Source organism: Lacticaseibacillus salsurae, assembly GCF_045862175.1.
Lineage (GTDB): Bacteria > Bacillota > Bacilli > Lactobacillales > Lactobacillaceae > Lacticaseibacillus > Lacticaseibacillus salsurae.
On the sequence record NZ_BAAFZI010000014.1, the window covers coordinates 1 to 14,606 of the forward strand.

General features: G+C 49.9%; 14 protein-coding genes. 3 read left to right on the forward strand and 11 right to left on the reverse strand.

Annotation, left to right across the window (positions count from 1 at the left end; all coding sequences use genetic code 11):
• Positions 1-1,072, reverse strand: a 1,072-nt coding sequence (locus tag ACKTSG_RS06135; RefSeq protein WP_407892982.1) for an ISLre2 family transposase, incomplete at its 3' end; no start/stop codon positions are given.
• Positions 1,073-2,093: 1,021 nt separating this feature from the next.
• On the reverse strand, positions 2,094-3,323 hold the full coding sequence (pepT, locus tag ACKTSG_RS06140; RefSeq protein WP_407892984.1) for a peptidase T: 1,230 nt from the start codon (positions 3,321-3,323) through the stop codon (positions 2,094-2,096).
• Positions 3,324-3,729: 406 nt separating this feature from the next.
• On the opposite strand from pepT, the gene ACKTSG_RS06145 reads away from it, so the two are divergent.
• Positions 3,730-5,367 (forward strand): peptide ABC transporter substrate-binding protein, encoded by a 1,638-nt coding sequence (locus ACKTSG_RS06145; protein WP_407893063.1) that lies wholly within the window; start codon positions 3,730-3,732, stop codon positions 5,365-5,367.
• A gap of 64 nt (positions 5,368-5,431) precedes the next feature.
• On the opposite strand, the gene ACKTSG_RS06150 is transcribed toward ACKTSG_RS06145, so the two are convergent.
• Genes ACKTSG_RS06150 through ACKTSG_RS06160 form a run of 3 tightly spaced genes read right to left on the reverse strand, consistent with a single transcriptional unit; the run spans position 5,432 to position 7,985 of the window.
• Positions 5,432-6,703 (reverse strand): C1 family peptidase, encoded by a 1,272-nt coding sequence (locus tag ACKTSG_RS06150; protein WP_407892985.1) that lies wholly within the window; start codon positions 6,701-6,703, stop codon positions 5,432-5,434.
• A 15-nt stretch (positions 6,704-6,718) separates the two neighbouring features.
• The gene (locus ACKTSG_RS06155) at positions 6,719-7,534 is read right to left on the reverse strand and encodes a DUF72 domain-containing protein (protein WP_407892987.1); all 816 of its coding nucleotides are present in this window, start codon (positions 7,532-7,534) and stop codon (positions 6,719-6,721) included.
• The gene (locus ACKTSG_RS06160) at positions 7,527-7,985 is read right to left on the reverse strand and encodes an NUDIX hydrolase (protein ID WP_407892989.1); all 459 of its coding nucleotides are present in this window, start codon (positions 7,983-7,985) and stop codon (positions 7,527-7,529) included. The genes ACKTSG_RS06155 and ACKTSG_RS06160 overlap by 8 nt, the downstream gene beginning before the upstream one ends.
• Positions 7,986-8,158: 173 nt before the next feature.
• Between ACKTSG_RS06160 and ACKTSG_RS06165 the strand changes: the two genes are divergently transcribed.
• A complete protein-coding gene (locus ACKTSG_RS06165; RefSeq protein ID WP_407892991.1) occupies positions 8,159-9,307 on the forward strand; it encodes an ABC transporter ATP-binding protein in 1,149 nt (382 codons plus the stop codon).
• A 198-nt stretch (positions 9,308-9,505) separates the two neighbouring features.
• On the opposite strand, the gene ACKTSG_RS06170 is transcribed toward ACKTSG_RS06165, so the two are convergent.
• From ACKTSG_RS06170 to ACKTSG_RS06195, 6 genes are read right to left on the reverse strand one after another with little or no spacing between them, the layout of a single operon-like run.
• Entirely contained in the window at positions 9,506-10,420 is a 915-nt protein-coding gene (locus ACKTSG_RS06170) for a lactate/malate family dehydrogenase (protein WP_407892993.1), read from the reverse strand.
• 9 nt (positions 10,421-10,429) lie between these two features.
• The gene (locus tag ACKTSG_RS06175) at positions 10,430-11,014 is read right to left on the reverse strand and encodes a TMEM175 family protein (RefSeq protein WP_407892995.1); all 585 of its coding nucleotides are present in this window, start codon (positions 11,012-11,014) and stop codon (positions 10,430-10,432) included.
• Between the two features lie 42 nt (positions 11,015-11,056).
• Positions 11,057-11,548 carry a pyridoxamine 5'-phosphate oxidase family protein gene (locus ACKTSG_RS06180; RefSeq protein ID WP_407892997.1) on the reverse strand — a complete coding sequence of 164 codons (492 nt, stop codon included), beginning with the start codon at positions 11,546-11,548 and terminating at the stop codon, positions 11,057-11,059.
• A gap of 13 nt (positions 11,549-11,561) precedes the next feature.
• The gene (locus ACKTSG_RS06185; protein WP_407892999.1) at positions 11,562-12,254 is read right to left on the reverse strand and encodes an NAD-dependent protein deacylase; all 693 of its coding nucleotides are present in this window, start codon (positions 12,252-12,254) and stop codon (positions 11,562-11,564) included.
• A 12-nt stretch (positions 12,255-12,266) separates the two neighbouring features.
• The gene (locus ACKTSG_RS06190) at positions 12,267-13,217 is read right to left on the reverse strand and encodes a hypothetical protein (protein WP_407893001.1); all 951 of its coding nucleotides are present in this window, start codon (positions 13,215-13,217) and stop codon (positions 12,267-12,269) included.
• A gap of 10 nt (positions 13,218-13,227) precedes the next feature.
• Positions 13,228-14,007: a PHP domain-containing protein gene (locus ACKTSG_RS06195; RefSeq protein ID WP_407893003.1), complete on the reverse strand. Its 780-nt coding sequence runs from the start codon at positions 14,005-14,007 to the stop codon at positions 13,228-13,230.
• A 56-nt stretch (positions 14,008-14,063) separates the two neighbouring features.
• Between ACKTSG_RS06195 and ACKTSG_RS06200 the strand changes: the two genes are divergently transcribed.
• Positions 14,064-14,573 (forward strand): YbhB/YbcL family Raf kinase inhibitor-like protein, encoded by a 510-nt coding sequence (locus ACKTSG_RS06200; RefSeq protein WP_407893005.1) that lies wholly within the window; start codon positions 14,064-14,066, stop codon positions 14,571-14,573.
• Positions 14,574-14,606: the final 33 nt, after the last annotated feature.

Here is a 14,606-nt window from a genome sequence, read left to right on the forward strand (position 1 = left end):
GCCACTTGCCGTCCGCGATTGGTACGATGCTCGTCCAGTTGCGGTCCAGATACTTGCGAAGACTGGCGACGTTCTCCGCTGCGTCTTGATCTTCAATTTCAGCGGCGATCGATTCTGCCGTATCCATAACCAATTCCACTTGTTCCCAATCGCCGCTATAAACGGCGGCGCGAAGTTTGGCTTTCAACTCCGCAGGCATGGCGCCGAAACGCTGCTTAAGCTTTTGATTGAGATGATAAACATCAAGAATGTGGACGTGTTGCTTTTGCCCTTTGCGACTGCGGGCAAAAACACTAAAGGTATCCGGCTCATAGCCGCTACCGTTGTCACTACCGCTGATGATCTGGGTTTTTGCTAAGTCGTAATGCGCATCCAAATATGCCTTCATCCGACTAAAGACCACTTCGCGGTCCAAGCCACTGATGACGTGCCGCTTGATAAGCATATGTCGCTTGCCATTCACGTAGACGCCTTCGCTGACCTGCAGGCGATGAACGTTGATCCGTTGATGATGCTTGATCTTGGCTTCAAAGGCGTCACCTTCGATGAACAATTCTGGGACGCTTACGCGCTCAGCTTTCGGCGCGGGCTTTGCGGCGGCTTCGACTTGTTCAACTTCCGCAATGTCTCGACCAACTTCTTGATACAGTTTGCCCACCGTCTGGAAACTAATTGATCCTGGGGTCAACGCTGAAACTGCCTTAGCCACAGTGCGCAACACCGCGCCCGATGCCAACTCGGCAACGCGTGCCATAAATAATGGGGAATATCGCCGTCCCCGAGAGATCCCTAACGCTTGGTCAAGCGGATAACTTTGTACACCAGAAGCGTCGATCACCAAGCGGCGCTCAAACTGGACTGTGCCAAACAAACACTGAATGGAACGCTTATCCTTGCGTACAATTTGCCAATCCGCTTTACCAAGACACAGCTCAGTGTCAAACGCTTCTAGCGCTTGCGCCACCGCCGCACAAGCTATTTGCGCGATAAGTGGAATCAATCCCTCCTCAAATTGAATAAATGACTCAGTGGACTTCAATAATTCACTCGCTACTGTTACAATTGGTTCCATGGAAGATCGCTTCTCTCTATTTGTTGTGTGGTAACTCAATTAGAGGACAAGCGGTCTTCTTTTGTCAACCGGCTTTTCGGGTCATCCTATTACTTACTTTTCCCTCCCGAGGAATACTTTACACTAAGTCTCATCACGCTGAGGTTTGAGCTTGCGGCCGAAAATCTGGAAGCTACGGTGAACTGGCATCACTCCGGAAAGCTGGCCAAGTTGCCGTGCGGCCGGCTCCGGCAACAAGTGCTCCGGCGGGCTGGTCATGGAACGCTATGCCGCTCGTCGGAGCTAACTCGCAAAAACCGCGAGTGGATCTCCTTCTCGCTGGGGTCTAAGCGGTAAACCGCTAAGACCCCCACGGCTGATGACCAGCCCGCCTCCGCGCTTTTTGCCTCCGCCTCCAGATTTTTTTCGTGAGTGTCTCTTACCTACAAATCACTAGATTCTGACTTCACGTTAGAAATGAAATCAACGCAGCTGGGAAAACTGACCAAATTACTGGACACTGGAATTTCAAAATCACGTTAGTCACAATTTGATACGATGACGATAAATCCGCTGGTTTTCTTGCACGCCACCAATATTCTCGCGCTTCGATATGGGTCCTAGCACTTGGCACTAGTAGGCATGACATACTAGTCCCCCGAGCAACATGAGCCGTTGCAAATTATCTCGCAGTAGCACGCAGGCGTTTGAATTTAGGGCGGATACTGGCTGGTGGCGACAAAGTGAGCCTCTGGTGATCATTTATCGCCTAAGCAAAACCATCAGTTGCCACTAGTAGATATTGCATACTAGTCCCTGAGCAGAATCCAGTGGTTGGCGGTAGCACGCCAGGCGTTTGAATTTGGGGCGGAGGCTGGCTGGGGTGGCCATAGTGAGAACGCTGTTGGCGATTTATCGCCTACAGCGTTCCGCAAGTCGAGATCCAGCGGGTGGCGAGCAAAGCGAGACATCCCGGTTAGCTCGGCTGAGGACCCTCACTATGGCCACCCCAGCCAGCCGGAGTCCCAAATTCAAACGCCTGTCATTCCCCAGCCAGTTCGATCACTTTCACAATGGTTTCAGCGACTTTGACCATCGCTTCAGTGGAAACACATTCGTAAGGGCCATGGAAATTAATGCCGCCATTGAACAAGTTTGGCGTGGGAATGCCATTATACGTGATGAACGTGCCATCAGTACCGCCACGAAACGGCACACTTTCTGGGGTCAAGCCGACAGCTTTGATCGCTTTAGTGGCCAAGTCATAAGGCGTCGAGTCTTTTTTCAGCACATCATAAATGTTGTAGTACTGGTCGTTCAGCGTTAACGCAATGCGCGGGCGATCCAGCGTGGCGTTGAGTTCAGCGATCGCTTTTTGCATGGTGGCTTTGCGGCCTTCAAACAAGTTGTGGTCGTGATCGCGAATAATGTAATACATGCTGGCGTGATCGACAGTGCCGTTCACGCGCAACAACGCGAAAAAGCCTTCATGATCTTGGGTGAATTCTGGCCGCTCGAATTGCGGCAAGCTGGCATCGAGTTTTTCTGCCAAAGATAAGGCGTTGACCATGAGATTTTTGGCTTCGCCAGGGTGCACCGACGTCCCCGTGATCTCGATTTTGGCTTCGGCGCCGTTAAAGGTTTCAAACTCCATTTGACCTAATGCGCCATTATCCAAGGTGTAGGCGAATTTGGTGGCAAAAGCTTTGGTATCCAAATGCTTGCCGCCGCGGCCGATTTCTTCATCTGGGCCAAATCCAAAGCGGATCGCGCCGTGTTTGATTTCCGGATGCGCCAACAAATACCGCGCTGCCGCCACTGCCGCCGCGATGCCGGCTTTATCATCAACGCCAAGTAAAGTTGTACCGTCGCTGGTGATCAAAGTTTGGCCAAAATATTGTTTGAGTTTGGGAAATTCGTCAACGGTGAGCTTCAAGCCATTTTCAAAGTGGATCGGCGTGCCGTCGTAATTGGGATGCACTTGCGGGTGGACATTTTCTGCGGCGTAATCTGCCGTATCCAAATGGGCAATAAAGCCGATCGCTTCAGCGTCTGACCCATTGGCTGGCAATGTCGCATAAACAAAGCCGTCATCATGTAAGGCGACTTCACTTAACCCTAAGTCTGTGAGTTGCGCCACCAAGGCTTTGGCCAAAACGCTTTGCCCAGGCGTGGACGGATACGCAGTGCTGTTAGCATCTGAGCGCGTGTTGATTTGACAGTAACGGATAAAATCGGCTTGTAACGTCGCCGCATCGATTTGTGTAGACATGGTGATACCTCCGAACATTTTTCTTGTGACTCAGTGTGGACGCCGACAGGAATTTTGTCAAATTGATGAAAACTTGTTGACAATTTGATGAGTATCCACTAACCTAAGCATCAATAGCTGACATCGCAAAGATGAGTAACAGCCAACACCAGCTCAGAGAGTCTCCGTTTGGTGCAAGGAGAACTGGTGAACGTTGTGAATATGGTCTTTGTTTAGTCTTCATCGATGAGTTCGCAAGTCGATGACGGGCACTCCCGTTAACGAGTTTGGGTATCCGCTGCAGCGGGTACCTGCAAAGATCATTGCTGTGAGGCAATGATGAACCCAAGGTGGTAACGCGAGTGCTCGCCCTTGGCCGGAAACGGCTGAGGCGGGTATTTTTTTTGGAATCAAGGAGGAATGAATGATGAAAAAAGCACCAACGATCACAGGCGTCGTGTCACTAACAGCCATTGCGTTGCTCGCAGCTGGCTGTTCGAATCAATCAAAAGCGGCATCAAGCCCGAAGAAGCAACAAACCATTACCTGGTCAGAAGGTTCGGCGATCGCCACTTCTGACGTGTCCCAAGCCACTGATACCGTGTCGTTTCAAACGTTGATGAACACCCAAGAAGGCGTTTATCGCTTAGCCGACGCTGGCAAGAAAACTGAACTGGCATTGGCCAAGAAAGTGGACGTTTCCGCAGACGGCAAAACTTATCATGTCACCTTACGCGATGCCAAATGGAGCAATGGCGACCCGATCACCGCGCAAGATTTCGTTTACTCTTGGCGCCGCACCGTCGATCCTAAAACCAAGTCCCAAGACGCCTTTTACTTTGCGCCAGTGGCCAATGCCAACGACATCATCGCCGGCAAAAAGTCCCCTGAAACTTTAGGCATCAAAGCCCAAGATAAGCATCACTTCACCATCACCTTGGCGCAACCAACCGCTTACTTCAAACAACTGCTGGCTTGGCCGCTGTTTTACCCCTTGGATCAAAAAGTGGTTGAAAAATACGGCAAAGCCTACGCCACCACTTCTGAAAAGTCCGTTTACTCAGGGCCTTACAAGTTAGCCGGTTGGAACGGGTCGTCTGACACTTGGACGTTGAAGAAAAACAACCAATACTGGGACAAAAAGCACGTCAAACTCGCCGCAGTCAAAGAACGCGTGATCAAAGACCCAAGTACCGGCTTGAACTTGTACAACACCAACAAGTTGTCTGAGGTCAGCTTGTCTGGGACTATCGCCACGCAACAAACCAAAAACAAAGACCGCGTCGATCGCTTAAGCTCCAACATTTCGCGTATCGACTTGAACCAAAACAAAGTCGCTGCCTTCAAGAATGCCGACATTCGCAAAGCGTTATCCTTGACGCTTGACCGCAATGCGTTGGTCAACAACGTGTTAAAAGACGGCTCTAAAGCCGCCTTGGGCTTCATTCCTGTGGGTCTTGGTACCAACGCCGATACTGGCAAAGATTTCGCCAAAACCACCCAAGTCAAATCTGCTGTCAGCTTTGACTTGGCCAAAGCCAAAAAGCTTTACGCCAAAGGCACCAAAGCCGCTGGGGTGACGAGTTTGAATGTTAACTTGTTAGCTGACGATACCGACAATTCCAAAGCCGTCGCCGAATATATCCAAGGTGCTTTTGAGAAGTTGCCTGGCGTCAAAGTCACCATCACTGCCATTCCTAAGGCCCAACGTCTCCAAAAGCAAAACTCTGGCAACTACGACATGGTCGTCACCGCTTGGCAATCAGTATTCGCCGATCCTTATAACTTCTTAGATGTGTGGTTGTCGAATGCGTCATACAACAACTCTGGTTGGAAGAACGCCCAATTTGACAAGTTGCTTGACGAATCGGAAAACAAAGATGGCAATAACGTCGCCGCTCGCTGGTCTGCTTTGCAAAAAGCCGAAAAGATCTTAATGGAAGACCAAGGCACGATCCCGTTGTATCAAGCCAACGCCTTACAATTGGTCAAGCCTAACGTCAAAGGCATCAACTTCAACCCATCAGGCGTGCCTTACGACTTTAAAGAAGCTTACGTCAAATAAGTCATTATAATAGAAGAAAGGCACCACCGAAAATTTTTCGGTGGTGCCTTTTCTCATGCCTGAACTAACCTAACGGATCCCACGCCGGCAGCGCAACTGGTGTGGTAGTCAACGCCGCTTGGACAGATGCTGGTAGAAATTCTCGCTGGATCACCATTTCATAGGCATATTGTTGCATCCACTGCGCATCGGCATTGAAATAGCCTTGATGGCCGACTTTAGCCCCCCAAGAATTCTCCACTTTCCACTGGCGCGGTTGGTCATCGACGACATCCACGCCAACTAAAGTCATCGCATGCGACAAGTTGGCGGCTTTAGTTTCAAAGCGGGCACCTTGATCTAAAGTGCAATCACAATCCAATAAGTCGCTGAGTTGATACAATTCCCCTTTCAACGTGCCTGTTGGCCGGTCGAAATCTTGCAACACGTCATTGCCAAACAACACCGGCTGGCCAGCTTGTAGCTGGGTGATCGCCAGCTGTGACATCAAGGCATCAGGCACATTGACCAACAAAATAGTGTGTCCGCCTTCAATATTATCTTCTGCCGGCAAGGTGTAAGTTTGCCAATACTTCAAGTCGGCTCGCGAAAGTAGCGTCACTTGTTGGTTCAGATCAACGCCGACGATTTGTTGATAAAAGCTTTGCGGCGTTAAATCAGCCAAGCGGTGGTAGTCACCGTCGTCATCGCGATAAGTAAAATCAAACGTCGTCGGCACTGACCCATAGGCGTAAGTCAGCATGCGGTAAATATCGGCCATGCCGGCGTGCTTGATGTCTTGGCGCTCAGCCGGCTGCGCTTGGCGCAACTTCACCGCTAACTGGCGGAGTTTGCGGTTCAACACGCGGTTGAAATCAGCGGTATTGCTAGACGTATCAGTTTCTGGCATCGCTGATTTTGGCACCAAGCCATATTTTTGGATCAACGCCACCGCATTGTCGAATTGACCGCCATCATTATCAGGACGGCTGAGGATAAACGCCAACTCGCGGTCAGCCAGCGGCCGATCGGCCATGGCGATCATTTGCGTCAGAAAATGGTTGGCTTTTTCCAAGCGGTCGTAAAACGCCAAGTAACTTTCGGAAAACTCCAGATCTTTCAACTTGAGGCGTGCGCCAGCCACATGCCGCAATACATTCAACTGCGCAAACAGCCAACAACGGCCAGAATGGTTTTGAGCGGTAACGCCATGGGTGTCTAATTCAATATTGTAAGTTGGCTTCACGGATTCTAACGGCAAATGACTAGCCGCATATAAGCCGACATTTTGCACGGCGCGGGCTTTGGCCTGGCTTAAAACTGGAAAATTAAAGTGCTTGAGATCGATTGCATGCATAAGCTCACCTGATTTTTAAAAAAGTGTGGTTTGTTGCGGGGCTAACCCGCGATAATTCAGTTTTTGTTGCTGGATGAACCGTAAGGCATTGTCTGCCGCATCCCCTTGGCCATTGTTATTGAAAATAACCGCCACGTTGCGGCTGTCAAACTGCTTAGCGGCTTGCGCCAGTGCTTTAAGTTCAGGATCCAAATAGCGATAACTGGTGCGCCCTGGCATTTGGTTTTGTTGCCAGCCGGCATAATTGCGACCATGCAGGCGCAAGATCGACCACTCCGTATTGGTGGCCACTGGTACTAATGGCACACTACCAGCTGGGGTTTGCGGCTCATCAACGGCAATATGAATGAATTGCAATTGTTGTAGCAGTGCTAACGTCGATCGCCGATACTCGGGTAAATACCAGCTGTCATGACGAAACTCCACTGCCACAGGTAAGGTTGGATACAGTTGCTTGACGCGTTGAAAGTAGCGGACATTCGTCGCAGTGGCCGCAAACCAAGGCGGCATTTGAAACATCAACGCCACCAGTTGCTTGCTTTTGACCAATGGCGCCACGGATGCTTGCAACTGCTTGAATTGCGCCGGCACATCGACATTTGGATCAACTTTGTGCAACGTCATCCACTGGCTGGCTTTAATGATGAAATGCATTGGCGCTGGCACTTGGGCTTGCCAGTTCAAAACCGTTTTTAAGCTGGGGATGTGGTAAAACCCGGTATCCATTTCCATGATCGGAAAATATTGCGCCAGCTCTTTTAAGCTGCTGGTTTTACCATTAGCCGCCAAACTGGGATGATCCGCCACTGCAGTTAAGCCAACTTCAAGCATGAGTCAAACTCACAAACGTGTCGCCATGAAACTTAGACACATATGCTTGACCATCCCCACGGTCAAAAATTGGCAACATTGCCGCTAAGTCTGGCACCAAGCCTAAGTTATCTGGATCTTGTAGCCAAGTATTTGGCCAAGTGGTGATCACCCCTTCACGCGTCATTTGCGCCGCCGGCTCCAAGGCGTCTGCTTGGGCTTTGACCAAATACAAATCCCCGCGCAACTGGGTATCCACGTACCAATGCACGATGCCGCACACTGCTGCGTTTTGAATGGTCAAGCCGCTTTCTTCAAACACTTCGCGCTTGGCGCAATCCAGCGGTCCTTCGCCAGGCTCGAACTTGCCGCCGAGCCCATTCCACAAGCCGATATAAGGCTTTTTTCTTCGATTGATCAACACGGTGCCGGTGGGCGTTTGCACCAACACCACGGTATACGCTTTTGGCATGTGACGGCCTCCGTTTCTGTATATCCACCAGTTTACCCGCTTTTTGGGCAAACTGTACAAAAAGTCAGGCATTTTTTTGTGCAAGTTGTGCCATGTATTGTGAAGCGCTTCCAGCTATACTGAATGTATAAATCAGGGAAGCGTTACCACCCTTTGTAAAAGGAGAACACATTATGGTTCAAATCGATCTCGATCATATTTATAAAAAATATCCGCATGCCGATCACGACGCGGTGATGGACTTCAACTTACATGTTAAAGACAAGGAATTCATTGTTTTCGTTGGCCCTTCTGGTTGTGGGAAGTCTACCACCTTGCGGATGATCGCCGGATTGGAAGATATCACAGAAGGCGAATTGCGCATCGGCGACAAAGTCATGAACGATGTGGCGCCAAAAGACCGCGATATCGCCATGGTGTTCCAAAACTATGCCTTGTACCCACATATGACCGTGTTTGATAACATGGCCTTTGGGTTGAAGTTGCGCAAATATAGCAAAGAAGACATCAAAAAGCGCGTCGACGAAGCTGCTGAGATCTTAGGCTTAACGGAATTTTTGAGCCGCAAGCCAGCTGATTTGTCTGGTGGGCAACGCCAGCGTGTCGCTTTAGGCCGCGCGATCGTGCGTGATGCCCCGATCTTCTTGATGGATGAACCACTGTCTAACTTGGATGCCAAGCTGCGGGTTTCCATGCGTGCTGAAATCGCCAAGTTGCACCGCCGTTTGAACACCACCACGATCTACGTCACTCATGACCAAACTGAAGCCATGACCATGGCTGATCGCGTGGTCGTCATGTCTGTTGGTAAAGTCCAACAGATCGGCACCCCTGCAGAAGTTTATGATAACCCAAGAAACCAATTCGTTGCTGGGTTCATGGGCTCACCTGCTATGAACTTCATGTCCGTTCACTACAAGAATGGCCGCATCAATGATGGCAAAGGCTTGGATATTGCCATTCCAGAAGGCCGCGCTAACATCTTAAACGACCGCGGCTATAACGATAAAGATGTGACCTTAGGGATCCGGCCAGAAGACATCCACACGGAACAAGCCTTCTTGGATACTTGGCCAGATCAAACCGTTGAATCCGTCGTCACAGTGTCTGAATTAATGGGTGCCACTTCACAATTGTACGCTACCGTTGATGGCACTGACTTCGTGGCCACTGTTGACGCGCGGGACTTCCACAACCCTGGTGAAAAAGTCAAAATGGGCTTTGATGTCAACAAAGCACACTTCTTTGACAAAGAAACCACCGATGCCATCGTCACCAAAGAAGCGCAAGAAGCGATGACCACTGAACAAGCTCAAGCTTAATGCATCGACCCTTGCCAGGTGATGCCGCATCTGGCAGGGCTAGTTACCATACCCCTTATTTTAAACGTCGCTTCTGCCTTGAAGCGGCGTTTTCTTGTGGCCAAATTTAGCCGCAACGCCAAAACGCCTTGGCACCGCGATTCAAAAAACGAATCGAGGCACCAAGGCGCTTGTGCGTTGGGCTAAAACCGCTTGATATCACAGCCTGAGCATCGTAGCTAAGTTATGTTTGATGGTATCAGCGGAGGCAAGATACTTGGCTTGTTCATCTGCTGGCAGCGTCAATGGTGGGTTGTCGATGATCCCAGTAGCGCCAACTGTGGCTAAGTGCCCAATGCTGATCTGTTGGGCATCATCCCAGCACGCACAAGCAAAAACGCGCCGCGCATCGCTTAACACCGCATTGGCCATATCACAAGCGACTGTGGCGATACCGTAATTGGTGTAATGCTTGCTTTTGAAAATGGCAAACCCGCCTTCTCGCGATGCTTCAGCCAATTGGTCATGATCTAATCCTGCAAACGCGGAAACCGGTGTGCTGTTGACGTAAACGGTCGACCACGCAGTAAATTGAGACGCCCCGTGTTCACCTAAATTATAGCCGCGCACATCTGCCACATTAACGTGTAACGCTTCAGCGACTGCGCGGCGCATGCGATACGTATCTAACCCAGTGCCGGTACCTAAAATGCGGTGTTTAGGCCAGCCGAGTTTTTGTTGCCAATAGTTGACCGCCACATCACAAGGATTGGAAATGTCGATCAACACCCCAGCAAAGCCGCTCGCTTGCAATTTCGGGGCCACGTCATCGATCGCCGCTTTGGTCGAGAAGGTTTCGCCATTGCGATTGCCGCCAGCGCCAACTTGAGAAATATCCCCAGCGGCAAAAATCACCACATTGGCAGTTTTTAACGCGGCATAATCATTGACTAACAACTTGGTGTAAGTTGAAAGGCCCCCTTGTGCATCTGCCAAGTCCAACTGCTCGGCAGTGGCGCGATCTGTGTTTTGGTCGATCAAAATCAGCGTATCGGCCAACCCTTTGGTGACCATCGTGTACGCCGTGGTCACCCCAACATGTCCTAAACCGATAATTCCAACTGTCCGCATCAACAACACTCCTTATTGATTTTGTAAATGCCGCTCGATCCGCTTTTCCGGGATCACCCACAACAATAACAACAATGTATCTAAAATAATCGTCAACGGCGCCCACCATAAGCCGATCACCAACGCGACCACGTTTCCGCTAACGGCGATCAGCGGTTTGTAGTAGCCATGCCCTAGCACTTGTTGGATCGCTTGGTCTTTGGTGTTGACGCGCAACAAACATTGCACCAGCGCGTAATACGCCAGATCGGCTAACAACACCACGCCGCCATAAAACATTTCTGGCGCCACGCTGGCCAAATGATGCGCCCCGACCCAAGCGGTGGCAAAAGGAAACAGCGACGTCGCAAATAAAAATCCGGTATTGCTCCAAAGCACCAGTCCGTCAACGTGAGTCACCACTTGAAACAAATGGTGATGATTATTCCAATAAACTGCCATGGTCAAAAAGCTGACCAAATAGATCAAAAACCGATACCGCAACGCCCATAATGCCGCAAAGTCGCCACCAGCCGGGGCTTGCAGTTCCAATACCATAATAGTGATGATGATCGCGATCACGCCATCAGTAAATGCTTCAACGCGATGTTTTGACATATTTTCCTCCAGCTTTCACCATCAAAGTTCCCCCGAATTTGATCAGTGTTGTGGTTGGTGATGGGCTTTGCCAGTGAATTCGGCGATCGTGATTTTGATCACGCCAACGCCTTGGATCTGATGATCAGCTAACGCGTCAAACGAAGCTAGCTTGCGCCCAGTTTCATGTTGCATCAATAGATCCAGCGCATGCCACTTCACTGCCGGATCATCGACGAGTTCAGCGATGCCAAAGCCGATCACACTTTGATACGCCGCTGAATAATCTGGCGCGCTTTGCCCAGCTGTCATCAACGTCGCGCCGCCGTCGATTTCCACACACACATGCGGATCTTTGGCGATCAAGGTGCGCTTTTTGCCTTGGCGGGCGCCATGGCTATAAAGAATCAAGGTGTCGCCTTGCCACTCATAGCCATAGTTGGTGGGGACGACATAAGGAAACGGCTGATCATTCATCGCCAAATGCATCACTTTGCATTGTTCAATGACCGCTTTGATCTCAGGAAGTTCGATTTGACGTTCTTTTCGCCGCATAAGCTTTCATCTCCTACAAATGTAACTGTTCAAATACGGATACCGCATCTGCTTGCACCATATGCGCGGCAGGCGGCAGTTGCAACGCTTCTTTGTTGACCGCCACTAAAGTTGCATCAGGCGAAGCATATTGCAACAACCCGGCAAAAGGATACACCACCAAACTCGTCCCCACCACGATCAATAAGTCGGCAGTGCTAACTGCCTGCACGGCTGCTTGCACGACTTGTGGGTCGATGGGTTCGCCGTATAACACGATATCTGGGCGAATAATGCCACCGTCTGCTTCGTGCACGTCAGATTCGCGATACTGCGCATAACTGAACGTTTGGTGGCATTTTTGACAATATAAGCGATACAAGTTGCCGTGAAACTCGATCACATGCTTGGCACCAGCTTGGGCATCTAAGCCATCGACATTTTGGGTGACGATCGTACCTTTGGCGTTGGAAATTTCCGCCATCGTGTCATGGATCACATTGGGCTGCGCTTCTGGGTGAAACATGTTGGCCAACACCCATTGATGAAAATCTTCATGATGTCGCGCTAAGTTATCATCGGATAACGCGTACTCCGGTTTTTCTGAATCCGCGTATAAGCCGCCTTTGCTGCGGTAATCTGGAATACCAGAAGCCGTTGACACGCCAGCTCCAGTCAAAAAGCAAATATTGTGTGCCGCGCTGATCGCTTGTTGCAGATCAAACATCGCATCCGCCTCCTAGCGTAAGCTATAGTCGATATGATACTGATCTAAAATTTCGCCTAATGGTTGTTGGTATAAACTTTGCATCGCTGCTGGTGACGTATCTGTTAACGGCAACACGAAGGCATTTTGCCGATCCCCTTTGCCTAACGCCACATAGGCCAGTTGCTTGGTTTGGCGATCGCGATAAGCGGAATGCTTCAAGGTGAACACTTGATTCAAACTCAAGCGCAATTGCCGCTGAGACAATACTGGTGGCAGCGTCGCAAATTCGTCGTTATCCAAAGGCTGAAATCTGGCGGCTTGCACCAACGCATTAAAGCGGGCAAACAAGTTCACCACCGCGCGCCGATAAGCAAATGGGGTATCTAACGCTTTTTGCGTCAAGGTTTGATACAAGTCTTGCGCCAAAGGATAAGCTTGAGGGAAATCGTTTCCCCATTGGGCTTTTTGCGCATCAGTGCCGCCATCCACAAACAAGGTCATGTGATCAAACAACGACAAGCTGCGATAGATCACCAAGTTGTCACCGCCAGCAGGTTCTGGTGGGATCGCCGCAGCGAAGCCTTTTTTAAGCAGGTCAAATTGCTTCTCGCCTAAAAAGCCGTGGGCGCGCTGCCACTCTGCGACGACTGCATGTAGCGCCGCTGTCGATAACGCGGTGGCAGTGGCGTAATGCTGTTTGTCGATTTCTGGGGTGCCAGTCAACAAGTGATATTGCACTTGCGGATAGCCACTAGTGGCCAAATACATGTGCATCAATTCATGGCTCAAGGTGTAATCGACATCAGGTGAGTCTTTGATCTGTACCAACAAGTCGCCATTTGGCTGCAAGACTTCTTGAGATTGGCTGTGTACCAGCTTATCTGCCGGGGTGCCGCTGATGTCGAATTTGATCGGCATGGTGTAGCCTGGTTGGATCTTGGCGAATAAGTCGTTGAGAATCGGATTTTGAATTTCTACCATATTTACTCCTTTAAAACGTGACCAAAGTCGGTTGATGTTCTTGATAAACCGCCAATTGGTCGATGTGGTGGCGATGCAACAGCGCTTTGGCTTGGGCAAATTCCATTTCAAACGCTTCTGGCACATGCGCATCAGACCCTAAGGTGAACAACTTACCGCCAAGGGCTTGATACCACGGGATCACCAAGTCATACAAGCCAACGTCATGCCACAAATACATCGACTTGGTGTTGAGTTCCAAGGCCATTTGTTTGGCAATGATCTCACTAAAAATCCCTTGGATCAGCGGTCGCGCCCAAGTGGCCAGTTCACAAGGCGACACATCCACCACCCGCAAGCCATATTCAAAATGCGCCAACACATCAGCGCCGTCAAAACGCCGCACGCCTGCTAACATCTGCGCGTAATAATCTTGGACCAACGTTTTTTTGTCGACGGTTTTGAAATGGTCATCTTGAAAATCATACTCGCCGTTATGATGGAAGCTCAACAAGATCAGGTCATAGCGATTGGCGTCAAGATACGCATAAATATCATCGAGTTTGGGTTCATAATACCCCACTTCGATCCCGCGCAAAAATTTGTTGGGGTATTGTTGATGCAAGGCGTCAAGTTTTTGCACATAAGCGCGATAATCTGGCTTGTCATCCAAATGCTGATCATCAGGATTAAACATTTCCAAATGTTCTGTGGTGACAAAAGGATGGTCAGTTTGCGCCAAATAAGCTTCAAACTGGGCATCAGAGTCAAACGAGAAATAAGTGTGAACATGTTGATCATAATACGGCATCCGCGGCACCTCCGATTGTGTTACCCTTAGTCTAACTTACAAGGAGGCGTTATCAAATGGAAATTTCAGTTCCTTTAGAAAAAGGTTTCTTGCCTGACCGCTTTGGCAAACACGCCGCACCTGCCGATACCCATGCCGGCTACCCGAAGCGCAGTTTCCCGATCCACATCCAAAACGCGCCAGCGGCAACCAAAAGTTTCGCCGTGTGGCTGATCGATTATGACGCGGTGCCAGTTTCTGGTTTTCCTTGGATCCATTGGAACATCGCCAATATTCCCGGCGACATTACTGACATTCCAGAAGACCTTGAACGCAGTCAAGCCATTCCCATGACGCGCGGGAAAAATGCCAACGCTGGGCATTTCGTACATGCCACCGATCCGCAAATCGCCGAAGGTTACGTTGGCCCGCAGCCACCTAATGCTGACCATGCTTATACTTTAACGGTGTTTGCATTGGACACCACGCTTGATCTGCAGCCAGGATTTTGGTTGAATGAAGCGCGGCATGCGATGGCTGGACACATTTTGGCAGAATCTAATCTTGATTTATGGTCGCGTGTATAAGGCGTGATAACGGTTACATTTTGTGATATAATG

Bases quoted from the DNA above. Each gene is read 5' to 3' on its own strand.
- pepT (WP_407892984.1), bottom strand. From the start codon at position 3,323: ATGTCTACACAAATCGATGCGGCGACGTTACAAGCCGATTTTATCCGT.
- ACKTSG_RS06145 (WP_407893063.1), top strand. From the start codon at position 3,730: ATGAAAAAAGCACCAACGATCACAGGCGTCGTGTCACTAACAGCCATT.
- ACKTSG_RS06150 (WP_407892985.1), bottom strand. From the start codon at position 6,703: ATGCATGCAATCGATCTCAAGCACTTTAATTTTCCAGTTTTAAGCCAG.
- ACKTSG_RS06155 (WP_407892987.1), bottom strand. From the start codon at position 7,534: ATGCTTGAAGTTGGCTTAACTGCAGTGGCGGATCATCCCAGTTTGGCG.
- ACKTSG_RS06160 (WP_407892989.1), bottom strand. From the start codon at position 7,985: ATGCCAAAAGCGTATACCGTGGTGTTGGTGCAAACGCCCACCGGCACC.
- ACKTSG_RS06165 (WP_407892991.1), top strand. From the start codon at position 8,159: ATGGTTCAAATCGATCTCGATCATATTTATAAAAAATATCCGCATGCC.
- ACKTSG_RS06175 (WP_407892995.1), bottom strand. From the start codon at position 11,014: ATGTCAAAACATCGCGTTGAAGCATTTACTGATGGCGTGATCGCGATC.
- ACKTSG_RS06180 (WP_407892997.1), bottom strand. From the start codon at position 11,548: ATGCGGCGAAAAGAACGTCAAATCGAACTTCCTGAGATCAAAGCGGTC.
- ACKTSG_RS06185 (WP_407892999.1), bottom strand. From the start codon at position 12,254: ATGTTTGATCTGCAACAAGCGATCAGCGCGGCACACAATATTTGCTTT.
- ACKTSG_RS06190 (WP_407893001.1), bottom strand. From the start codon at position 13,217: ATGGTAGAAATTCAAAATCCGATTCTCAACGACTTATTCGCCAAGATC.
- ACKTSG_RS06195 (WP_407893003.1), bottom strand. From the start codon at position 14,007: ATGCCGTATTATGATCAACATGTTCACACTTATTTCTCGTTTGACTCT.
- ACKTSG_RS06200 (WP_407893005.1), top strand. From the start codon at position 14,064: ATGGAAATTTCAGTTCCTTTAGAAAAAGGTTTCTTGCCTGACCGCTTT.